Genomic DNA, 22098 nt, shown 5'->3' with positions numbered 1-22098 from the left:
GTAATCGGTCGCGACCCTGTAGCTTTTTAAATGAAATTCAATTTTTAATATTGACGATAAACGGTGACGGTTGAGTGAACGCCTGCTCGAGCACATGGGCGACGAACGTCGTCTCTTCTTCCGTCACTGGAAGAGGGGCATCTTCAACGATACTCCGGTAAAATGCCCGATATAATTTACCGTAGTCACCAATCGGACTCGGAATCCGGACATTTTGAAGATGATTGTGGTTATCATGATAGAGTAACCGACCGAAATCATCTTCCGAATCTTCCCCGAATCCTTCTTCCCCTGGGAAGTAGTCTGCTTTTAAGTCAAGCTCTTGCCGATCGACATGCTGTTTGATGAACGTCCCGTTCGTCCCATGAATCATCCAGCGCGGAGCGGGTGCCAGTGCGACATGACTCGTTCGGACACTCGCCTTGAAATCGTCATAATAAAAATCAAGCGCAAACGTATCGTCCGGAATCGCAGTACCCCGGACGGTTCGGATGTCATAAGCGACTTGGTTCGGTCTTCCGAACAAGGCAATGATTTGATCAATCGTATGGACGCCGAGACTATAGAGCGCACCGTTCTCATTCGCCGTATTCGCCGGCTTCGCATCCGGGCGATACAAGTCGAAATGCGAGACGACTTCGACGATGCGACCGAGCTTTCCGGACGCAATGACTTGGGCGACGGCTTGAAAGTCGCTATCGAAACGCCGATTTTGATAGGCGAGTAGCTTGACGCCTTGCTTACGTGCTTCCTCAAACAGTTGCACCGCTTCTTGTTCTGTGACGGTAAAAGGTTTTTCGACGAGGACGTGCTTCTGCTGTTGCAACGCCTTCAAGGCATAGGCAAAATGCGTCGCAGGCGGTGTGTTGATGACGACGACTTGAAGCTTCTCGTCCGACAACATCTTGTCGAGGTCCGTCGTGAACTGGACTGCGGGAAGCTTGTCCATATATTTTTCCTCTAACTCCGGTTTTGCCGTCCGATTATAAATCCACGTCACCTCGAAATGGGGATCAATCATGACATAAGGCAGATGATAACGGGTCGTGCTCTTACCGAAGCCGATGAAGCCAATCTGAAGTCGCATCCTATCACTCCTCGCAATTACTTTTCTTTTACCTTAACAAAGCGGCTACGACTTGTCTTGAACAAATGACCGATTATGCCGTCGCTTCGATTCGTTCGTACTCATATGTCGAAAATCCGTCATATGTTCCTTGGTACGTAAAACCGACCGACGTATAATAGTCGTTTAAAAATGCATTTGACGCCACGCAGTCGAGGCGAAGTGTTTCCCCTTCGTAATCCGTCAACTCGATTACATAATCAAGAAGTTGTTTTCCGACGCGGCGTCCTTTCGCCAAATCACTGACGACAATCCGGTGGATATAAAGACCTTCTGTATCTGCCCATAACGAGCGATCCCATTCCATCGAAGGAAGCAGGGCAACGGAACCGAGCAACTGGTCGTTTTCTTCAAAAACAAACAGTCTTCCGGCATCAAGATCCTCTTGGACGAGTGTTTCGATGTCTTGTTCAAGGTAAGCAGACCACTGTGTGCTGCCCGTCGCTTGGAGTGCGAGCGCCTTGTGCTCGAGTAGTGTTGCGATGTTTCGAACGTCTTGTGATGTAGCTAGTCGTATCATGTTGTACCTCCTGTAAGCAAAAATTCTTCTTTATCCTAACGAAAACTGCACCAGAAGAAAACCGTTTTGCTCGCATCGCTAAAAAAAAATCATAAAAACGCATCATTTTGTGATTTTTTTCATATTCTACAATTTTATTTTTAAATATCGTATTCTAAAAGTGTGATCAGACCCCCAGTCTTCACAACGTGGATCTACCGGCTTCCCACGAGCCGGTAGGCCTTTTTTTGTCTTCAGTCGAGTCCGACCCATTTTTTCGATAGACGGCGCGCATCTTCACGGTAGCGCGTATCCTCGACGACCGGGTTACTGAGACGTGGTGCGGAATCGGCGTAATAGCCGCCATTGTCGAGCCGGTCATTCGTCGTCGCGAGGTACAGTGCGGTTTTCGCCCCGTACTCCGGCGTATACAGTTTCCCGGTCCAGTAACCGATTTGAGCGATCGGCTTTAAAAGCACCTTCATCGCTTTGCCGTACTTGCCACGATAGAACAAGTCGGTATTGACGATGCCGGGATGGACGCTGACGAATGTCACATCGTCCCCATACTTGTCCGCGAGTTCACGCATGTGGACCATCTGTAGCAATTTCGATTCGCGGTACGACCGCATCGGGTTGTATTGTTCTTTTTTAACATGGGCAATCGATTCCAGTTCGATATCTGTTCGGACGAGTCCACCTTCCCCGGCGAGCGATGAAATCGAGATGACCCGTGGATCGTTTCCGTGTTGAAGGAGCGGCAGCAAGCGTTCAATCAAATAGAAGTGACTCAGGTAGTTGACTTGGAACTGGGATTCGAAGCCGTCTTTCGTCAAATGATACGGCGGGACCATGACCCCGGCATTTAAAATCAGGCGATCGATGCGACCAATCTGCTCAAACAAGTGGTCTGCAAACCGGCGGACGGATTCCAGTCGGTCAAGTTGAACGATTTCGATTTCAAGATTCGTATGCGACACCCCATGTTCACGTAACATTTGGACGAGCAGTGTTGCTTTCTTCTCTGAGCGGACGGTCGCAATGACGCGGTCCCCCCGTTCAAGCAACGCTTGGATTGTCACCATTCCCATCCCCGAGTTTGCGCCTGTCACGATACATATGTTCATTTCCATTTTCCTCCTCTAATTACGCTTTCTTCGTTTACATGCATATATATTGAGTGTTTTCCTTTTTCCGTCGATTTATACACATCATTTCAAAAAAAGACTTCTCCGCCTGCAAAAGAGGTGAATAGCGTATACTAAACGTAACAGAAGAGAACCCTGCCCCGATTCGAGGAGGTATGCATGTGCATGAAGGAACCGTCTTACTACTTGCCGGTATTTTGTTACTACTCGCAATCATCACGACCAAGTTCTCCTTTCGTCTCAACGTCCCGACCTTGATTTTATTCGTGTTCGTCGGCATTCTTGCAGGAACGGATGTCGCAGGATGGATTGCTTTTTCTGACTTTGAACAAGCGCGTCTATTCGGAACAATCGCCCTCGTCATCATTTTGTTCGATGGCGGTCTCAACACGAAATGGGGCGATTTCAGGCAAGTCCTCCCTGCTGCCCTTTCGCTTGCGACGGTCGGCGTCGTCATCACGACTGGCTTGATTGCACTCGTCGCCCACTTCATTCTTGATTTCAGCTGGCCGATGGCGTTACTCGTCGGCGCCCTCGTCGGCTCGACCGATGCAGCGGCTGTCTTTTCCTTACTGAGCGGACGTCCTGTCGATGAGAAGGTCAAACATACACTGGAAGCGGAGTCCGGAACAAATGATCCGATGGCTGTCTTTTTGACGATTCTCTTTACAGAACTTGCGCTCGATCCGGAAAGTTTCTCGATTATCAGTGGCGTCCTGTCTTTATTCTACGAAATGGGAATCGGTTTACTCGTCGGTCTCTGTATCGGCTGGTTCTTGACACAATTGATGAACCGGATTCAGCTTCAAGCATCGGCCCTGTATCCGACACTCTTGATCAGCGGCGCCTTACTGTCTTACGGGATCGCGACGAGTATCCATGCGAGTGGCTTCCTCGCCGTCTACGTGACAGGCATTTGGATCAGTAACCACGACATGATTTACCGCGACATCTTGATTCGTTTCAGCGGCAGCTTGTCGCATCTGGCAGAAGTCGGGATGTTCATCATGCTCGGACTGCTCGTCTTCCCGCGCCAACTGCTCGATCCGCAGATGCTGCTCATTTCAGGCATCATCGTCGTGACGCTGATTCTCGTCGCACGACCACTCGCTGTTTTCATCTCACTTCTTCCCTTTCACTACAATTACCGGGAGCAAAGTGTCATCACGGCTGCCGGACTACGCGGCGCCGTACCAATCATCCTTGCGACCTATCCGCTTTCGAGCGGACTTGCGAACTCCTATCTCTTGTTCAACATCGTCTTCTTCACTGTCATGACATCGGCTTTACTGCAGGGAACGGCCTTACCGTGGATTGTCCGTGTCATGAAGCTCGAAGTGAAACCAACGATCGGGATTGAGCCGTTGATTCAATTCATGACAGTCGCAAATCCGAATGCTGAAATCGTCGAGGTCAGTGTCCCGTCGTTCTGTCGGATTGACGGGAAAACATTGCAAGAGATTGAGATGCCGCAGGATCTGCTCGTCGTCGCCGTCATTCGTGACGATGCCATCATTACCCCCCGCGGTCAGACACGATTGATTGGTGGCGATCAACTCCTGATTCTGACGCCGAAACAATCGGAAGAACGGATTCGAAAGCTGATTGCCTCGCTTGGTCTTTAAAGTTAAAAAGGACCGATGATTCCGTGAAAAAAGCGGGATCATCGGTCCTGTGATGGATGTTGGACGGGATGTCCGGTACTTTGTTCAGACGTAAGAGTCCTATCCCAGATGGATGTTGTTGCGACGTTTAAGTCAGCCAGCCTTTCAGCGTCTCCATCCGGTCCGTGTGGCGTTTTAAGTCGAGAATCGTCTGTTTCACCTGTTCTGTACCGATTCGTCGCTCCGTTTTATCCGCACTGAATGTCCGGCTGATATTATAAGCGAGCCAATCAAGTTTGCTCGAATAGCTACAGGCGATTACAGCCGACCATTTCGCATCCCCTAGGTTATTTTTCGTTGTGTAACCACTAAAAAATGCTTGAAACTTCTGCTTGTTCAGATGCCCCGTCTCATCCTCTGACCAGTAAAGCGCCGTCTCAAGGACATCAAGGACAGGATGAATCGGACCCGCCGATTCCCAGTCAATGACGACCAGGTCGTTTTTCGTCCATAAGACATTTTTAGGATCCAAGTCGCGGTGACTCATGACCCAAGCGTTGGATAGGAACGCTTCTGCTCGCACTGCTCGCTCGTTCCACACTTTTAACGCCTCGGTGATTTCGCTTAGGGCAACACTCCACTCGGCGTCGATTGCTTGGCCTCTTATGAGATGAGTTGTCCATTCGTGGCTAATCGTTCCAACCACTGCGGGGACCATGCCAGCATCAAGTTGGTGTAAGCCTGCGAGATAGGTCCCGATGGTATTACAATGGGATGGCTGGATCTCCTTCAAGGAAAGCAGGTTGCCGTCGACCCAGTCAAAAATAAGAAAGTACTCGTCAGCTATCTGTTGCACCGCTTCCCCCCGTATCCGTTTTGCCGGAAGAGCGGAAAGGTGCCGACCTACAAGCAATGCAAAATCTTCCGCGTTTTTGAAGTTCGCAAACGCGTCAGGTCGTCTCATAATCTGCGGATTCAAGCATTTTACAGCATAATGTCCTTTTGTCGTCCTCAGTCCATACATGTCATGGATGAAACCGCCGGAAAGGGGGCGTGGGTCTTCTGTCCGTTCGCCTAAATCAAACAATACACAAATCTGATCAAATCGGTATGACTCCATTTGTTTCTCCTGTTATCTCCGTTATTTTTTACGAACTTTTTCGCCTTGACAGGCGCCAGAATCGATTGAACTGTTAACTTATGCGAAAAAACCCCCGACGTTTTTTCGCAGGGCGAAGACATCGGGGGTTCGATCCTCATTCAATAGAATTTACTTGTTTTCTACCAACGTTTGTTCCTGCTGACGAATACACCAGACATCGAAGTGGTCCGTCAACTGTCTGATGCGTGAAGTCGTATCAGACAGTTTCGCGAGTGTAGCTGACGTTCATCGTTGTTCCTCTTCTCGTCTAATCTCGATCGTTCCGGGTGGGCGGTGCGGTAATGTAATGGATAGTCCTGCGAACTGGAAGTGGTCACGTCCGTTTTGTGCACGTTCAATCCAATTGACTGCCTCTTGGCGCGCTAAGCCATGCCGGATCCGGTTCTCCGCCTGTGTCCGTGAAATCCCGGTACAGACGACCTCTGTCAAGTAGGTCCGTTCATCGGACTCAAACTGTTGCCAAATCCCGAGGATGAGTTGTCCGACAGCACTGACGGGTGTCCCGTCCGTTTCACCGGCGCTGACGGCCTCGTCAAGCGCATGAATCGCTTCGGTACACGTGTCGCCGAGTGCTAAAATCCGTTGGGATGCTTTTTGCATGATCCGGAACCGTTTTTGTCCGTCTTCCAGCCATAACCGCTGTGCAAAAGGGTCGACGGGAATGCCATGAAAGAATGTGACCGTCCCGCGCCAAGCGAAGCCGAACGACGGATCGTAGTCACGAATCGTCTCCATCGCTTGTGTGTGGAATCGTTTGATTTCTGACCGTTCCTCATGCAATTGGTCGCGCAATCCTGCCGTATCATCAATCGCAACCGCAAGCGGCGTCATCGTGAACAGTTCATTATCGGCAATCCGGTGCGGCATCAGGACTGCTCCATCGAACCGGTAATCGTTCGCCGGGCGTCCCGTCCGCCCGACGAACATGTGCCATTTGCCTTCCGCTGCGGCGAATGCGTACGCTTGGTGTGCGAACGGTGGTGCCACGAACAGTCCAGGAAATTCCTCGAACGTTTCAATCCGGATCGTTTCTCCGTCATACCACTCCCGTTCGATTGCCGCGAGCAACTGCCCCGTCGGAGATTGACGGTCTGTCAAATAACGACCGGTATTGCTATAGAAGCCGAGTAAAAACTCACGCTCTTCTTCTTCGAATGTCACCATCGTCAGTTGGAACAACGATTCGATTTGTGCTTCGGCGAACGCATCCTCGACCGTATCCGGATGGTGCGATTCAATCGCAATCATTTTCCAGCCCATCCGTTCATATAAGTTGATCGTCACGGGGAAGAACAAAAAGGCTCCGTGAGTCGCCTCGAGCTTAATGATGTCTTGCATGGCCAGGCGTTCAATCCGTAAGTTAAAGCCCATTCGTTCGAAGTGATCCTGTAAGCGTCTTTTCCAGTGCGTAAATTCCATGATCCGTCCACTCCTCTCTCGATTCGTTTAGGCGCGTTTTCGTAGCGGGTTCTTCGACCAGTAGAGGTATAACGCAATCAGACCACCGACTCCGATGATGTAAGAGGGTGTCCCGCTGACTTGGAAGATGACATCGGGATTCGGGACGAATGTAATCAAGACCGCTTTATACGTTGCAAATAAAACGAAACTGATGATGAACTGTCCCCAGATACGTCCTTTGACGTCACGTATTTTCGGTGACGTGATTAAGATCGACATCGCGTCAATCAAGAACAAGGCGATGATCGAGAACAACAAATAGTCGGCGAGTGCGAACTGAAAGACGCCATCGATTCCCTCGATGAAAATATACATCAAGATGCTTGAGACATAGTTCCGTGTCCAGCGTTTTTGTGTCTCAGCACGACGCTGTTCCGGAATCGCTGCGATCATCGTGTCGAGTCGCGCTTCCGGTGTTTGCCCATGGACTTCTTCGAACGGTCGTTGTTGCCGCTGCGCTTCATACAAATCAGCCTGCAGTTGACGTTCGATGTCCGTTCGCTCCGGTTCTTCCGCGTTAACGTTCAAACGGGGTAACAATGATTCAAAAATGCGTGTGTTAGCTTTCGTTAATTTCAAGCGACATCCCTCTTTTCCATGTTTAAGTATAACGGTTTATCGGGAAAAATACTTAGGTGAAGATGACGATTACTTGACGAATCCCACTTAAATGTTCAGAATAATCAAAAAGTGTAACTTTTCTTTTTTCAATTTCGTAGGATAACAAAAGAAGGAGTGAGCAACGATGCGCCAAACACTAACGAATGCCGCACTCATCACGCTATTGACCAGTGCCGGGATCGCGTTTCCTTTGACGAACGAAGCAGATGAACTGGATCCACCTGTCGAAACGGAACAAATCGAACCGCTTGATGAGCAAACCCCCTAAGCGGTGTTGACTCAAACGGGAGCACGTCTCTCGATTAACAAAAAACAAGGAAGACGGTTCTCCGGTGTTCGCCCCGGAAATCCATCTCCCTTTTTTTAATGCGGTCTTGCGAGATACACGGCAAAGATGACCAGGAGGATCCCCGGGACGAGAAACAATATGTAGGAACGCTTCCGTTTCCTGCGCGAAATGCTGAAAATTGTCAAGTAGATTCCTAGTATGAATGACAGCAACATGATGTAAAAACCCATTTGTATTCATTCCTTTCGAACGTAATTGTTCATGCCTAAGCATTACTCGGTTGTGTCACGTCATCTGTAACATCAATCGACCACGTCAAGATCGTCGTACTGTCCCGGACAGCATGGTGCTTGATTGTCGTCAACAAGGTCAAAACGGCATCCTGCGCCTCCGTACCACGAAACGCGCGACCGATGTCCGTCGCATCGCTGAACGGTTCACCGGGACATTCGACGAGTCCGTCCGTCGTCAAAAAGAGCCGGTTGTGTCCCTGACGCAGTTCACGGATGCCGCGGGTATAACACGGGACAGGTAACGCAAACGTATTGACTTGTCCGATCCATTCAAAGAATTGCCGTTGATTGAGACTGTGTTGACCTAACCCGGCAAGCTCCGGATGGAACAGATGCGCGATGCAATCTCCAACCGACAACCAAAAAACATAGTTTCCTTTCCGGACGACGACTAAACAAGCCGTCTCCCCCCGACACGTCTCGCATCGTGCGCGAAATGTGTCTTCCGTCAACAGTTCGAGGATGATGTGTTCGAACGTCGGAAGGACTGACTCGGCTGCTTGTTCGAGTTGCTGATGCAACCGCTCTTGATACGTCAAAAATTGCTCCGCCACGAGTTCGGCACTTTCTGCCGAATTATGGGCATCGAGTAAGACGGTCAACTCCCAGTCCGTCCCCGTCATGACGAGACAACCATCTTCGTTTTTTGTTTGACCCGCCGTCGAGCAGCCACCGAACCGTCCGAGAACGACCGGACCCACCTGCCGTATGTCGATTTGATCGACATACGCTTCTTCACTTCCGACCCAGCTAAACATGCCTGACTCCCCCTATTCTGTCTGTTCTATCGAGAATACCACACCTGCTGTCATTTGGAACATTTTCCCTTTCGTTAATCCAAAAAAAAGCCCCTCACTTCGACTACGGCTGTAGTGACGTGAGGGATGCGGCTTAATTCGTTGTCATGAATGGCTGGATGAATAATTTTAAGCGTTTTTGATAGTTGACTTGATCTTCGAGATACGTTTGACCATGACCCGCTCCTCGGACCGGATACAACTGCTTCAATCCAGGTTTTGCTTGATACAGTTCATAAACCATCCGCGATGGCATGAGTTGATCGTCCGTCCCATGGATGAACAGTGTCGGAATCATGATTTTGCTCGTTTGTCGTGTCACCGACACGTCACCGTAAAAGAAATCCTGTTCGAATTTATTGAACGTGCTCGCCATCGCGAGTGACGGTCCTGCGGGATAACTGATCTGTTGATCCGCTAAATGATTGAGCCAGTCATCAAATCGGGCGTAGGCACCTTCAGAGATGACGACTTTGACTTGTGTCGGTAACATTTCTTCTCCAGCTGCGAGTAATGCGGTCGACCCGCCGACACCAAGCCCGTGATAGGCGATGTGACTCTCGTCCCCTGTTTCTTCGAGAAGTCGTTTCGTCCATTCAATCAAATCAAGCCGATCGAGCCAGCCGTAATTCTTTTTCCCACCGTTTTCAGGCTGCCCCCGTCGTTCGACGACTAAGACATTGTAGCCGAATTGTTCATGATACAGCTGCACGAGTGGTGCAACTCCGTCCGGCGTCGCTTGTTCCTCGTCCGGGACGAGAATGACCGATTTGTTTGTTGATTCTGTTGCAGGTAGATAGTCTGCATGATGAACGCGTCCATCCGTCTCGAACGTCTTCTGTTCGAACGGTTGGGCAGCAGACCATTCAGTTGCCTTGGTCACGGCGTCACTTGATTCATCAGCCGGTTTACCCGCAAGAATCGGTGACGCTTCCGACTCGCCGACTAATGTTTTTTGAATGCGGTATCCATCAAAACTGATTAATCCGATGAATACGAGTAGTATCGCGAGTACGATTGCTAGTCCTTTTCGCACAACATGAACTCCTCTCTTTTCCTATATAACGCGTTATTCGTTATCATACCGTATGTCCCCTGCTTCTGCACGGTCTGTTTTCAGAAAAGAGCGTTGGTACCAGGTCCGGACGTCCTCAAATTGCTTATGTGTAAAATAACCTGCGTTCAAATGTCCTTTACCACGCAGATTGATTTCAAACTTCAGCAAGTCCTTTTGTTCGAGAAAACGGGAGACGTGTCCCGACAAAGCCTCGATTTTTAAACGCGGTGCATAAATCGTTTCCCGGTTGACGAGTTGGCGACGTAAGACGAACAACTCCTGTTCGAACCCGTAACACGTATTGCGGTACCCCGTCCGGGCAACAACGTAATAGAGCGGTAAAACCAGGTACACCAGCATGCCGATCCATTTAAGCGGGCTCGTCAAAAAATAGACGAGTCCGGCATTGACTGCTGAAAACAAGACAATACACCGGACGAGCGGCCAACGGATGACATAGAAGAATCCGCGGTCGGTCGCATGATGCATCGGTTTTACACGTTTGAAGCGCGGCAGAAACCGGTCGAGGAAGGCGTCGATTTCCGATTCCCGGATGAAGGGGTGGAACAACATCTGCTCTTCCTTCCCGTTCGCCGATATGACGTTGAGTGACAGGTGGGCACGCTTGAACCGTCGTTTGATCCAGTTTTCCTCGATGAATAAGGCTTGGACCTTATCCTGGTGAAAGATGACTTCCGTCCGGTTCAGTAATCCGTAACGGATGGTCAGCCGTTCATCTTTAAGTGTCGCTTCGAACGAACCGTAACGAACGACGTAGACGACAATCGATCCGATGTAGGCGAGGAGCAAGACAAGCAACCCGATTCCAATCAGGAGGATGAGTGATAAATGCGCCAATTCATTAAAGACACGATCAACATACTTTTCGATATATTGATCAATCAGTTGATACCCTGCAAAGAAACCGACTAGCGCCAGTCCGAGACGACCGGACAAGGCGCCGGCAAAAAACAGGTCGGACAAGCTGACACGAAACGAGTCCGTCGTTTCTATTTGTTCTATCTGTTCGTCCTCTTCTTTAATCGTCGACTTCAAGGAAGTAGCGAACGCGAGCCGGACACCTTTTAATTCGACTTCCGGTTCACCGCCTTCAGAAGACGTTTCGACGGACAGCGTCGCTAAACCGAGCAGACGCTCGAGCAGGTTTTGGTTGATGCCGACGGATTCAATCCGCCGCCGTTGTGTCGTCCGTTCACTTTTACGGAAGACGCCTTTGTTGACACGAATCGCTTGGTCATCAATCGTAAACGTATAAAAATACCAAGAAGTTATTCCAGAAATGAGAAGAACGAGACAAAAAACACTAAAGCCGATGATTGTATACCAACCGAATCCATCGTTCTTTAAATCATTGAACAATAAAAAAGCGAGCGGGATGACCGTCGACCGGAGATGCGTCAGCGTCGACATCAAGATGAATAACGGGTGGACGCGACGTGTCATAAGGATTCCTCCTCTTGCTCCTCGAGTTTCGCGAAGCGTTCGATATGGCGTCTTAATTCGAGTGTGCGTCGTTCCTCGAGACGCTGGATTTCCGCAAATCCGGATGCCGTATTGACTTTGATGTTCATCAAGCCGGCGCGACGTAACAAGGGACCGGTCGATGTATCGATGAACTGAACTTTGACGAGTGGTATGATTTCGATTTTACGGAAGATGACGCCTGATTTGACGCCTAAAAATTCTTCATCGACCTGATAACGGAAATAGTTGTAACGCAGACGCGGTATGTAATAAAACTTTAAGATGAATAACGCGGCCACGAGTCCTGTCACGATCCACATCCACCACGGAGATAAGTCGAGCCACACAATTTGGACGGTTGTCATGACGGCAATCAAAAGCGCATACAAACTAAACCGTATCGCCACATATTGCCGTTCGACTTTGACGGAGTCGAGTGATAACCGTTGCCAGCCACTTTCTAAGGTTGAAGATTGCATCTGTTCCCACTTCCTTTCTCTTAAAACTACGGAGTCCATCGTCAATAAGTTTCACTCGGCTTAAATCGAACATTGACATTTGACCCGAAATCATCGCATATATAGAAGAGTAGAAATGTAATTCTAGGAGGTACCATGCTAACATTTGAAGAAAAATTAAACATCATTGAGTCGTTTCCACAACTCGTCCGAAAAGATGTTTCACTGAACCGTGTCAATTTCCACTTTCCTGAAAGTCAGTTTGAGAAAAAAATCGTCGTCTATCACCTTCATCCGAACGGGAACGGATTCGTCTATGCCGCCGGATTACCGGGCTACGAAGTCGATAACAAAGGACTCGTCAACATCCGTGAGTTTTCTGCTCCTGCCTTGATTCTTTTGCTTGAAGATGCAATCAAATCGTTATCGACGGTCGAGACGGTCGAGACGCTCGAAGAAACGTGGGTCAACGATAACCAGTTCGAACTCACACTTTTGAATGAAGACCTCGATACATGGCTCGTCTATGCAGGCGACCTGCTCGATGGTGCCTTCAATTCATACAAAGAAGCGGCAAACTATCTTGAAGAAGAAGGTTTCCGCCGTAAATAACGAACATGAACGGAACTGAATCATTCAGTTCCGTTCATTTTTATAACCAATTGATTTAACGTTTGTTTGACACGTTCTAAATCCTCCTCCGACACGCCGAGTGTCTCTTTTAAGGCGAGCGGAACTTGTTCCGCTTGCTCGCGCAACATATGCCCTTTGTCTGTCAACGTGATTTGGATATGTCGTTCATCTTTCTTATTGCGGACGCGTCGAATTAACTCTGACGCTTCGAGCTTTTTCAATAACGGGGTTAGCGTCCCTGAATCCAAATGCAATCGTTCACCGACGGCTTTCAAGGATTGTTGATCTTCTTCCCATAAAACGAGCATGACTAAATATTGCGGATACGTCAGTCCAAGTGGTTCGAGCAACGGACGATAACGTCTCGTGATTTCCCGCGAAATCGAATAAAAGGGAAAACAAAGTTGTTCATCTAACGATAATGGGTTTGACATGATAGTCCTCCTCGGGAGCAAAGTACTTGCTTTCTTTTTTAAATTGTATACAATCTAATTGTAAGCTACTTAATAATAAGGAATCAACGAAAGGGAGTTATTGATTATGAAACCAATGTTCACATCATCAGCTACAGCAGTCGGAGGACGCGACGGACGCGTCGTTTCAGAAGATGGCGTTTTAGACGTCGCTCTCGCCATGCCAGTCCCAGGATCTAAAAAATCAGCGACGAATCCGGAGCAATTGTTTGCTGCTGGATACTCTGCTTGCTTTGATTCTGCATTAAATCTTGTTGCACGTAAACAAGGCATCAAACATGATGGAAGCGAAGTAACGGCACACGTTACGTTGAACGAAGCAGCAGACGGATTCGCTTTATCTGTTGAACTTGATGTTCTCGTCCGTGGTGTATCGGAAGAACAAGCTGCCGAACTTGCAAAAATCGCACACACAGTTTGCCCTTACTCACGCGCGACAGCTGGAAACATCCAAGTCGATGTTTTCACACGTACGACTGACGCAGCATAAGCATAACATTGTCTGCCCTTTTCTAGTGATATCTACTAGAAAGGGGTATTTTTTTATTGTCAATGCGATGTATTTTGAGGTACCGTGTGTCTTTTGCGTTAAAAATTTAATAATTAATTGCGGTAAATGAAATAAATAGTCCGTTATTTTAGAAAACACACTTCTATTAACAGTGTGTTTTCTTCGTTTGTTCGCTTTACAGTTGGTTGACGGATAAAATGACCAACTCGCCGGAGACGATCATGTAATAGGCATCATCGAACCGGTGCCGGACATACCGCTCGGCGTCAAAAATCGTCACCATCGGCTCGGCATCTTCTCCGATCGTTTCATGTACATAAAAGCGATCACGCAAGACGCGTTCGAACGGATCCCGGTCTAAAAAACGGGCTCCCGTTCGTAAATTAATCACTTCATGGTGTTGCTCCGACCGGTCGTTGACGATAAAGATCGTCGATTCGACGTCATCATACGTAAAATCAAATGCTTCATAATCACTCCAGCGGATCCGTTCAAGCTCCGTCACGTCCGTTTCGTCACGGATTTGATAAAACACTTCTTCGTTCAAACGGTCCGTATAGGCACTGAAAATCAAAAATCCGGCTTGTTCCCCGAGGTACTGCACCGTATCCCCTTCCCCGTCAAGGCGTAAGAGTGTCTTGAAGGACAGGACTTCTGTCCCTAGTTCGATTTCCGAAACGATCGTCTCAAGTGAAGCGATTAATAACCCTTCCGAGTGATCAATTGGATCTTCCGGAGAAATCAAGCCGCTTTCGAGGGCATCATAAAAGGAAAATTCGTCGAGGCGCGTGTTGCAGACGATATAATCGACGTCTTGGAGTGTGACGAGGAAAAAGTACAGTTCCCGGTAATTTTCCGTCATCCCGTACAGCCGCTTGTCATGGATCAAGTGTTGTTGCTTCGTCTTCGTGTCATATAAAAAGGCAGACGTCACACGGTCGACGTGGAGCAGTACCATGTAGCGTTCATTGAGGACCCAGTACAGTGACAAATCACCCGGGACGTTGAACGTCGCGACCTGTTCCGTCTTCCCGGATAAGAGATCAATCGTCAATAACTCCGTCGCTCCCCCGTTCGCCCGGTCGTGTTCGTTCAAGCAATAGACTTTCTGGTGTTTGACGAACGGACGGGTCGGTCCGTGATCCGTCAAAACGTCTTGCGACAAATCAACTTGTTCTTGATCCTCGAGGTCGAACCGGCTGATATGGTACTGTTCGGCATTGACTTTTCGTCTGAAGTAAATCGAAGATGGCGTGACATGAAGTATGTCCGAGTGATCCGCTGGTAACGCACGCGCGTCTAGTATTTCCATCTTGTGCACCCCTCCTAAGCATGTTCTACTGTTCTTTTCCCACGATTGGTCCCGCTTGAAACAAGGTCATTTCGTGCGTCTACGGAATACGAATGATACAATACAGCTAGATAATACCACGATGGGGAAGGTGATTCGCTTGCACGCACAAGACTTGAATACGATGATGCTCGAATACGTCAATGATAAGGAAGATTATGACGCGTTCGCAGATAAACTAAAAATTTTATTATCCGAGCTGCTCGACGCGGCCGGAATCAAATACCATTCGATCGTCTCACGGACGAAGGATTCGGAAAGCCTCTACCAAAAAGTCTTACGGCAACCGAACAAATACCGATCGCTCAAGGACGTCCACGATTTGACGGGAATCCGGATCGTCACCTATTTCCACGACGACGTCCGGGAAGCTGCCCGTATCATTGAAAATGAATTTTCGATCGACCGCGATCAATCGGTCGATAAATCGACGTTGCTCGATACGACGGAGTTCGGCTACTTGTCTGTCCACTTTGTCGCCGCCCTGAGTGAACAACGCCTGGCCTTAAGTGAATACGGTCGCTTCAAGTCACATACGGCAGAAATTCAAATCCGTTCGATTTTGCAACACGCCTGGGCAGAGATTGAACATGACTTAGGGTATAAAAATCCGAACAGCGTCCCGGCAGAAGTCCGGCGCAGTTTCAGCCGCGTCGCCGGACTGCTTGAGATCGCCGATCAAGAATTCGTCAACATCAAAAAGCAACTCAAACAATTCGAGGGTGAGACCGTCCAACAGATCTTATCGGACCCGTATAAAGTCCGGATCACGTCCGATAACTTAAACTATTTCATTGACCACTCCCCTGTCATCAGCGAGCTCGACAAGCGACTTGTCACGTCACAAATGATGCTCGATTCCGACCAGCAACTGATTAATGAGTTGATCCGGATGTTCCATTACGTCGACATCCGCAATTACGGTGAACTAATCGATGCCGTCTCGAGTCATAGCACACTCGCCTTAAAATGCGCTCAAGTCATGCCGAATCCTTTTTTGCCGCGCCAAGGCATCGGTATCGCCTACATCTGTATGGCCGTGACGATCGCCGGGAACGACACGCACCGGATCGATTACTTTTTCCGTCGTTTCTATCCGGAACTTCGGAACGTCACGGAAATCATTACAAAAGTTCAGCCGTCGCATGATGAGATGATTCAAGAGAAAAATATTGATTAAACTAAAATTTTTCACTATACTAAATGGCGGGTAACGAAACTATCGTATGGAAAGAGTGAAGCTAAACATGGCAACGACAATCGAAGTAGCACAACGCGATCAATTGATCGTCGATACAGAAAAAGGACTCCGCATGAACTACCGCGCCATCAAAAAAGATGTTCGCAGCATGTTCACGACCTATTTGACACGGAATGAATTCTTCATTTTGAAGTCGCTTTGCGGGCAAAGTCCACAAATCGCATCCGCCCTGTCGAATGAATTCCAGTTCTCTGCAAGTATGATTACTGCACTTGCTGACGAATTGACAAAAAAAGGCTTGATTTCACGCGAACGCAGTGAACTCGACCGCCGTGTCGTCGAGCTCCGGGCAACACCGGACGGAATTGAACTGTACGGGAAACTTGAAGCAATGAAGATGGAGTACCTGTCGGACGTTTTCTCCGCGTTTTCAGATGCAGAACTTGATACGTTCCGGACACTCTTGACGAAACTCGAGCAACAGGATTAACATTTCCCCCTCTAGCTGACCGAGCTGGAGGGGTTTTTGTACTAGCAACCGAATTGGAGGATGATGAGATGACGCATGCTACTTTAGAGCAGGTGACGACGCTCCGTCAGTCGAAACAGTACGAGCAAGCAAAACAGATGATGCGCGAGCTGTTAGAGACCGATCGTACGAACCCTTACTACCATTTCCAGATGGCCTGGTGCTTCGATAACCTCGGCGAGGAGCAGGCTGCCGTTCCGCATTATGAGTTTGCGATCGCAAACGGCCTCGACACACGGTTTTTGACGGACGCCTTCATCGGGCTCGGCAGTACATACCGGGCGCTCGGACAATACGCTGCTGCGCATGACACCTTTACGGAAGGCTTAGCTCGTTTCCCCGACAGCACGGGACTGAAAACGTTTTTAGCCTTGACGCTGTTTAATCTCAAGCAGCATGAGGAAGCGATGCAACAGTTACTTGACGTCATCACGACGATGACGCCGGACTCCGACGTCCATACTTACAGACAAGCCCTCCGTTATTACCGCGACCATTTACATGACGTCTCAAAGACGTAACCGACTGCCCACTTAACCGTTCAATGATTCCTTCTCTTCCTCTTTTAGCGCGAAAGGAGCTTGTTCATGAAACGACCAGCAGAGGCACAACCGTCAGTCCTGACGATCATTGCCTATAAGTATCCCGACCGCCCCCATTACGAGTGGACTGGCAACATGCTGATAAAAACAGACGACTACGTGCTCGTCCATGGACAAGCAGGCAGAAGACTGGTCCATCACACACGGGGACAGACCTTTACCTACGCGACACAGTCGCTTGAGTTTTATCCCCTGAATGCGCCGTTTACGGTCAATATCGACTTCGATGCACACGGTGCCTCCTATCACTGCAACGTCTGCCTGCCCCCACGGCTCGACGGGGATACCCTTTCCTTCGTCGACCTCGACCTCGATTATGTCCGCAATCAAGCAGGTACCTGGCAGGTCGTCGACCGAGACGAGTTCCTCGTCAATCAACGGACGTTCGCCTATCCTGCCCGACTGATTGAACAAGCGGAAGCTGCCTTGACGGACTTGATTAAACACGTGACCGAGGGACGGTTTCCGTTCGACGGGTTTCTTCAACAGCATCTGTTCCGGCTAGCGCATCGCGTCAACTGATTCAAGCGCTTCTCGATTCATCTTACGTGCTCCCCTTCGCTTTTCACGGGAATCACTAATTTCCACCAACTGTAAAATAGTGACACAAAAAAGACGATCGATGTAGATGGTTAATCCAATCCATCGCTCGTCTATTAATTTTGGTGTTGACACTTTTATCTTTACCTCAAAACAAAAGCAGGGAAGCCCGTGCCTCCCTGCTTTTTTACGATGATGGCTGTCCTGGGATATACTCCGAGATGATCCCGAGTAACTCCGCGTAGGCCTGTTCAAAATCAATGTTTTCAATCATATAATCATAGTGGTCCCGGTCTTTCCAAGCTTCCGAGTAATCGATGAGCCGTGCTTCGAACTCCGGTGTATCCCCGCGCATCAACAGACGTTCTTTCATCAGATCAGGTGGAACGGACACGAAAATCGTGATGACACGGTCTTCGAACAATTCCTTGAATGCTGCCGCACCTTTCGGATCGATGTCTTTGATGACGATGCCGTTCGTCGTCAGGACGTCCTCATACGCTTGTCGGGGTGTTCCGTACCACGCCCGGTGGACATGGGCGTACTCGATGAACCCCGTCTCTTGAATCAATTGTTGGAACGTTTTTACGTCGACGAAATGATAACTTTCCCCATCTTGTTCGGTCGGGCGTTTCGGTCGTGTCGTCACGGAGGGAATGAACCGGACATGTTCATACTCGTGTCGTAATCGTTTGATTAAGGACGACTTCCCGCTGCCCGATCCACCAATCAATAGAATGATTTTACCTGACATCGTCATCCTCCTTTTGTTGTTGCCTAGTCATGAAATACCCCGAAACACGCAGCGCGAATTGTTCGAGTTCGCTATCGTCGACGATCCCGTAAATCGAACGGATGACGACGAGATACCGATCGTATTCAATGATGCGCGCGACATCATTTCGGGTCATCTGGACACGTTGTTCCGGATAGCTTGCGACGTAGTACCAGTCGACGGCAATACGTTCCGGTGTCGGTGTCGCATAAATCCACGTCTCGCTTTTCAGGTCATGTTCAATCGTACTTTTTAAAGAAAAACGTTGTACGGTCTCTAATTCGGTTTTTGCGTCTTGAAGTCCTGCTTGGAAGTCATCCGGTCGTGTCGCTGACTGTGCAACTTGTTTCGGTTGCGGTTGTGGTATTTTTTGAAAACCAATCTCGAGACCGATGCCAAGCGCAATCAGTGAAGCTATGATAGTCAACACATACCCCTTCCGCATGACGCTTCCTCCTTAGTCGATCGACAGGCGCGCTTTGAATCCTTTTGGATCATTGACGATGACGGCATCAATGCCGATTGCCTCCATCTGTTCGACATCCTCTGCCGATTTCGGAGTATAGACGCGGACGGAGATTCCTGCTGCGTGAGCCAGTGCGACGTCTTCTGCCGTCACGCGACGATAATCCGGATGAATGCCCTTCGCCCCGAGCTGCTTCGCTTGTTGCTCCGGGTGAAACAAGGGATACGGATAGAGCAGTGCTGTCTCGAGCGACGGATCAAGCTGACGAATCGTATCAATCGAGTAATGATTGAAGGAACTGAAGATTAATCGATTTGGTGCAAGCTGATGGGCACGGCACCGTTCGACGACGTAGGCCTCGAGACCTTCATAACGGATTGTATCCGTCTTCAGTTCGATGTTGAGGACGATTTGCGTTGGCGCCACGAGCTCTAAGACTTCGTCAAGTGTCGGAATCATCGCACGCTGCGGTCCCGTACCTTTAAAGCGCGCTCCCGCATTCAATTGTTTGAGTTCTGCAAGCGTAAGATCAACGACACGCCCTGTTCCGTCCGTCGTCCGGTCGACCGTTTCGTCATGAATGACGATTCCGACGCCGTCTTTTGAGAAATGGACATCGAATTCGATGCCATCGACGTCCGGTAAGGCTGCTTTGAACGCCTCGAGCGTATTTTCCGGAAACGCGTCACTTGCGCCGCGGTGGGCAAACCATTGCATCACAGCGTTTCGACGACGCGTGTATATTTCTTCGTCAAGTAATCAATCAACGGTTGGACCGTAATCGATTGCCCGGTCGCTGCTTCAATCAATTCGGCCGGCGTCTTCGCTTTTCCGTGTTGGTGGATATTTTCCTTTAACCAATTTTTGATCGGTGTAAACGAACCGCTTGCAATCAGTTCGTCGATGTCTTTAACATCCCGACGCATCGCTTCGTTCAACTGGGCACTGTAGACGAGTCCGAGCGCATAGCTCGGGAAGTAACCGAACGAACCACCTGACCAGTGAACGTCTTGTAAGACACCTTGTGCGTTCGATGGGACATCGACTCCAAGGTATTCTTTATAAAGGCGGTTCCATTCCTTTGGCAGTGCCTTGACTTCGAGTTCACCCGTGATGAGACGTTTTTCAAGTTCGTAGCGGATAATGATATGCATCGCGTATGTCAGTTCATCCGCCTCAATCCGGATCAACGATGGTTTGACTTCGTTAACGGCAGCATAAAATGTTTCGAATGGAACGTCCGTCAATGAAGGAATCGCAGCTTGCAACCCTGTATAACGTGCTTCGAGGAAACCACGGTTGCGTCCGATGAAGTTCTCAAAAAACAATGATTGTGATTCATGAATCCCCATCGATGCCCCTTCACCGAGACCAAGGGAGTCGAGTTCCGGATCGATGCCTTGTTCGTACGTCGCGTGACCGGCTTCGTGCATCGTCCCGAAAACAGAGTTCCGGTAATCCGCTTCATCATATTTCGTCGTGACACGGGCATCTTTGCGATTGATTGTCGTTTGGAACGGATGAACCGTCTCGTCCAAGCGACCGGCTGTAAAATCATAACCGATATCGTTCAACCACTCGTGATTGAGCTTAATTTGTGTCTCCCGGTCTGCTGACCAATCGAGTTTCGGGAATGTTTTCCCATCAAGATCGGTGAGCAACGTGATGATTGCTTGACGGAGCTCCGCGAACAATGGATCGAGCTGAGCGACCGTCATTCCTGGCTCATAGTCATGGAGCAATGCGTCGTATGGGTGATTTTCGTATCCCCAGTACTCGACGAATTTACGTTCTGTCGCGACGATTTTTTCTAAGAATGGTTCGAACATCGCCCAGTCATTCGCATCCTTCGCTTTTTCCCAAACACTTTCCGCTTCCGAAATCAATGTCACAAAGGCTTGATATTCCGCTTCCGGAATTTTTGAGTCCCGATCAAATGCCTGTTTCGCTTTCTCATACGAGATCGCATCGAGTCCCGTCAACGATTCTTGCCCCATCGCGCCTAACAAGGACTGGTACTGTTCCCCTGTCCGGCGACGGAAACTTTCCGTCGATAAGAAACCGAGTGATTTCGAGCGGTTCGGCGCTGATTGTTCCGGCATGTATGTCCGCATGTCCCAGTAGAGTAAAGCGACTGCTTCCTCATAGGCACCAAGTGCGTCGAAATGGTCGCGCCACTGTTGTAACGTATTCATTCTAAAATCCCCCTTAAAATATGTAATGGTCTACGTTTTTTAGCATATCACAAAATGTTCAAAACATTCATACAGGAACATCTCCTGAAACCTTTGTGGTCATTTGAACGTATAAATTATATAATCAATGTAACGGAGAAAGGATGGACCACACGTGAAAACAGATCAAGAACTGGCGACAGCCATCACCATCGAGTCAAACGGACAAACGCAACTGATTACCGGTCAACCACCTGAGTTAGACTGGATTGGTACGGGACGAAGTGCCTTCGTCTTTCGGATTCAAGGAACGGACCGCGTCATCAAAAAATTTTTCCCTAGCCATCGTCATCTTGCCGTCCTTGAAGGAGCGATTTATGAGCAATTGTCGTCGTTTTCGACGTACGCCAAACAATACGCCTACGGGGCGGATTACCTCGTCATCGAATACATCGAGGGACAGACGTTGTTCGACTGTCTCGTCAACGGGACGTTGATTCCCCGGGACGTCATCCGCTCTGTCGATCAAGCTTTAGCGGACGCACGCTCCGTCGGCTTAAACCCGTCCGACATCCACTTGCGCAACATCATGCTGACGAAAGACGGGACACGGATCATCGACGTCGCACGGTTCCGTCAGACAGAACCGTGCTCACAGTGGGACGACTTAAAGCGCGGGTATGATTACTTTTATTGCAAATCGTATTTTCCGAAAAAGCTGCCGGAGGCTTTTCTGAACACAGTCGCCGATATTTATAAACGCCGGATGTTCGAGTCACACCGTAATACCGGGTGACGCAGATAGATGAAGCGGTAACGTATCTTATGAACGATGAAATACGG

Annotated in this window: 25 protein-coding genes; 9 read left to right on the top strand and 16 right to left on the bottom strand. The window is 49.0% G+C overall.

Features of this window, described 5'->3' with window-relative positions:
• Positions 1–37: 37 nt before the first annotated feature.
• The 3 genes from KNP98_RS13725 to KNP98_RS13715 all read right to left on the bottom strand — a co-directional run bounded on the left by KNP98_RS13725 (position 38) and on the right by KNP98_RS13715 (position 2752).
• On the bottom strand, positions 38–1087 hold the full coding sequence (locus tag KNP98_RS13725; RefSeq protein WP_088837186.1) for an oxidoreductase: 1050 nt from the start codon (positions 1085–1087) through the stop codon (positions 38–40).
• Positions 1088–1160: 73 nt separating this feature from the next.
• Complete coding sequence (locus tag KNP98_RS13720) at positions 1161–1646, bottom strand: GNAT family N-acetyltransferase (RefSeq protein ID WP_029330260.1); 486 nt, start codon at positions 1644–1646, stop codon at positions 1161–1163.
• Between the two features lie 233 nt (positions 1647–1879).
• On the bottom strand, positions 1880–2752 hold the full coding sequence (locus tag KNP98_RS13715; protein ID WP_214811973.1) for an SDR family NAD(P)-dependent oxidoreductase: 873 nt from the start codon (positions 2750–2752) through the stop codon (positions 1880–1882).
• A 182-nt stretch (positions 2753–2934) separates the two neighbouring features.
• Here KNP98_RS13715 and KNP98_RS13710 point away from each other — a divergent pair, with 182 nt between their 5' ends.
• Complete coding sequence (locus KNP98_RS13710) at positions 2935–4398, top strand: potassium/proton antiporter (protein WP_088837188.1); 1464 nt, start codon at positions 2935–2937, stop codon at positions 4396–4398.
• A 127-nt stretch (positions 4399–4525) separates the two neighbouring features.
• Here KNP98_RS13710 and KNP98_RS13705 read toward each other — a convergent pair whose 3' ends face one another.
• The 3 genes from KNP98_RS13705 to KNP98_RS13695 all read right to left on the bottom strand — a co-directional run bounded on the left by KNP98_RS13705 (position 4526) and on the right by KNP98_RS13695 (position 7579).
• Positions 4526–5497: a phosphotransferase gene (locus KNP98_RS13705; RefSeq protein WP_214811969.1), complete on the bottom strand. Its 972-nt coding sequence runs from the start codon at positions 5495–5497 to the stop codon at positions 4526–4528.
• Positions 5498–5764: 267 nt separating this feature from the next.
• The gene (locus tag KNP98_RS13700) at positions 5765–6958 is read right to left on the bottom strand and encodes a hypothetical protein (RefSeq protein ID WP_214811966.1); all 1194 of its coding nucleotides are present in this window, start codon (positions 6956–6958) and stop codon (positions 5765–5767) included.
• Between the two features lie 27 nt (positions 6959–6985).
• A complete protein-coding gene (locus tag KNP98_RS13695; RefSeq protein WP_214804522.1) occupies positions 6986–7579 on the bottom strand; it encodes a hypothetical protein in 594 nt (197 codons plus the stop codon).
• A gap of 166 nt (positions 7580–7745) precedes the next feature.
• Here KNP98_RS13695 and KNP98_RS13690 point away from each other — a divergent pair, with 166 nt between their 5' ends.
• On the top strand, positions 7746–7889 hold the full coding sequence (locus tag KNP98_RS13690; protein ID WP_214766150.1) for a hypothetical protein: 144 nt from the start codon (positions 7746–7748) through the stop codon (positions 7887–7889).
• Between the two features lie 286 nt (positions 7890–8175).
• On the opposite strand, the gene KNP98_RS13685 is transcribed toward KNP98_RS13690, so the two are convergent.
• The 4 genes from KNP98_RS13685 to KNP98_RS13670 all read right to left on the bottom strand — a co-directional run bounded on the left by KNP98_RS13685 (position 8176) and on the right by KNP98_RS13670 (position 12021).
• Positions 8176–8961 carry a PP2C family serine/threonine-protein phosphatase gene (locus KNP98_RS13685; protein WP_214811963.1) on the bottom strand — a complete coding sequence of 262 codons (786 nt, stop codon included), beginning with the start codon at positions 8959–8961 and terminating at the stop codon, positions 8176–8178.
• A 133-nt stretch (positions 8962–9094) separates the two neighbouring features.
• Complete coding sequence (locus tag KNP98_RS16300; RefSeq protein ID WP_214811960.1) at positions 9095–10036, bottom strand: alpha/beta hydrolase; 942 nt, start codon at positions 10034–10036, stop codon at positions 9095–9097.
• Positions 10037–10069: 33 nt separating this feature from the next.
• Positions 10070–11521, bottom strand: coding sequence for a PH domain-containing protein (locus KNP98_RS13675; RefSeq protein ID WP_214811957.1), 1452 nt, complete (start codon positions 11519–11521; stop codon positions 10070–10072).
• Complete coding sequence (locus KNP98_RS13670; RefSeq protein WP_214811954.1) at positions 11518–12021, bottom strand: PH domain-containing protein; 504 nt, start codon at positions 12019–12021, stop codon at positions 11518–11520. The genes KNP98_RS13675 and KNP98_RS13670 overlap by 4 nt, the downstream gene beginning before the upstream one ends.
• Before the next feature lie 135 nt (positions 12022–12156).
• Between KNP98_RS13670 and KNP98_RS13665 the strand changes: the two genes are divergently transcribed.
• The gene (locus KNP98_RS13665) at positions 12157–12612 is read left to right on the top strand and encodes a hypothetical protein (RefSeq protein ID WP_029330281.1); all 456 of its coding nucleotides are present in this window, start codon (positions 12157–12159) and stop codon (positions 12610–12612) included.
• A 20-nt stretch (positions 12613–12632) separates the two neighbouring features.
• Here the strand turns inward: KNP98_RS13665 and KNP98_RS13660 are convergent, their stop codons facing one another.
• A complete protein-coding gene (locus KNP98_RS13660; protein WP_353048600.1) occupies positions 12633–13070 on the bottom strand; it encodes a MarR family winged helix-turn-helix transcriptional regulator in 438 nt (145 codons plus the stop codon).
• Between the two features lie 103 nt (positions 13071–13173).
• On the opposite strand from KNP98_RS13660, the gene KNP98_RS13655 reads away from it, so the two are divergent.
• A complete protein-coding gene (locus KNP98_RS13655) occupies positions 13174–13596 on the top strand; it encodes an organic hydroperoxide resistance protein (RefSeq protein WP_029330285.1) in 423 nt (140 codons plus the stop codon).
• Positions 13597–13792: 196 nt separating this feature from the next.
• Here KNP98_RS13655 and KNP98_RS13650 read toward each other — a convergent pair whose 3' ends face one another.
• Positions 13793–14929, bottom strand: coding sequence for a Six-bladed beta-propeller, TolB-like protein (locus tag KNP98_RS13650; RefSeq protein ID WP_214811948.1), 1137 nt, complete (start codon positions 14927–14929; stop codon positions 13793–13795).
• Positions 14930–15059: 130 nt separating this feature from the next.
• Here KNP98_RS13650 and KNP98_RS13645 point away from each other — a divergent pair, with 130 nt between their 5' ends.
• The 4 genes from KNP98_RS13645 to KNP98_RS13630 all read left to right on the top strand — a co-directional run bounded on the left by KNP98_RS13645 (position 15060) and on the right by KNP98_RS13630 (position 17822).
• Entirely contained in the window at positions 15060–16148 is a 1089-nt protein-coding gene (locus KNP98_RS13645) for a GTP pyrophosphokinase (RefSeq protein WP_353048598.1), read from the top strand.
• A gap of 67 nt (positions 16149–16215) precedes the next feature.
• Positions 16216–16659, top strand: coding sequence for a MarR family winged helix-turn-helix transcriptional regulator (locus KNP98_RS13640; RefSeq protein ID WP_088837198.1), 444 nt, complete (start codon positions 16216–16218; stop codon positions 16657–16659).
• A 68-nt stretch (positions 16660–16727) separates the two neighbouring features.
• Complete coding sequence (locus tag KNP98_RS13635) at positions 16728–17219, top strand: tetratricopeptide repeat protein (RefSeq protein ID WP_214771096.1); 492 nt, start codon at positions 16728–16730, stop codon at positions 17217–17219.
• A gap of 66 nt (positions 17220–17285) precedes the next feature.
• Positions 17286–17822, top strand: coding sequence for a DUF402 domain-containing protein (locus tag KNP98_RS13630; RefSeq protein WP_214811946.1), 537 nt, complete (start codon positions 17286–17288; stop codon positions 17820–17822).
• A 205-nt stretch (positions 17823–18027) separates the two neighbouring features.
• On the opposite strand, the gene KNP98_RS13625 is transcribed toward KNP98_RS13630, so the two are convergent.
• The 4 genes from KNP98_RS13625 to KNP98_RS13610 are packed head-to-tail and all read right to left on the bottom strand — an operon-like array spanning position 18028 to position 21276.
• Complete coding sequence (locus KNP98_RS13625; protein ID WP_088837202.1) at positions 18028–18594, bottom strand: guanylate kinase; 567 nt, start codon at positions 18592–18594, stop codon at positions 18028–18030.
• Entirely contained in the window at positions 18584–19060 is a 477-nt protein-coding gene (locus KNP98_RS13620; protein WP_214766164.1) for a hypothetical protein, read from the bottom strand. The genes KNP98_RS13625 and KNP98_RS13620 overlap by 11 nt, the downstream gene beginning before the upstream one ends.
• Before the next feature lie 12 nt (positions 19061–19072).
• Complete coding sequence (locus KNP98_RS13615) at positions 19073–19798, bottom strand: glycerophosphodiester phosphodiesterase (RefSeq protein ID WP_251131970.1); 726 nt, start codon at positions 19796–19798, stop codon at positions 19073–19075.
• Positions 19798–21276, bottom strand: coding sequence for a carboxypeptidase M32 (locus KNP98_RS13610; RefSeq protein WP_088837205.1), 1479 nt, complete (start codon positions 21274–21276; stop codon positions 19798–19800). The genes KNP98_RS13615 and KNP98_RS13610 overlap by 1 nt, the downstream gene beginning before the upstream one ends.
• 154 nt (positions 21277–21430) lie before the next feature.
• On the opposite strand from KNP98_RS13610, the gene KNP98_RS13605 reads away from it, so the two are divergent.
• A complete protein-coding gene (locus KNP98_RS13605; RefSeq protein WP_088837206.1) occupies positions 21431–22051 on the top strand; it encodes a lipopolysaccharide core heptose(II) kinase RfaY in 621 nt (206 codons plus the stop codon).
• Positions 22052–22098 lie beyond the last annotated feature (47 nt).

Source organism: Exiguobacterium sp. s127 (assembly GCF_018618695.1).
GTDB lineage: Bacteria > Bacillota > Bacilli > Exiguobacteriales > Exiguobacteriaceae > Exiguobacterium_A > Exiguobacterium_A oxidotolerans.
The sequence above is the reverse complement of the archived record's forward strand: the minus strand, read 5'-3'. Positions and strand labels throughout refer to the sequence as shown.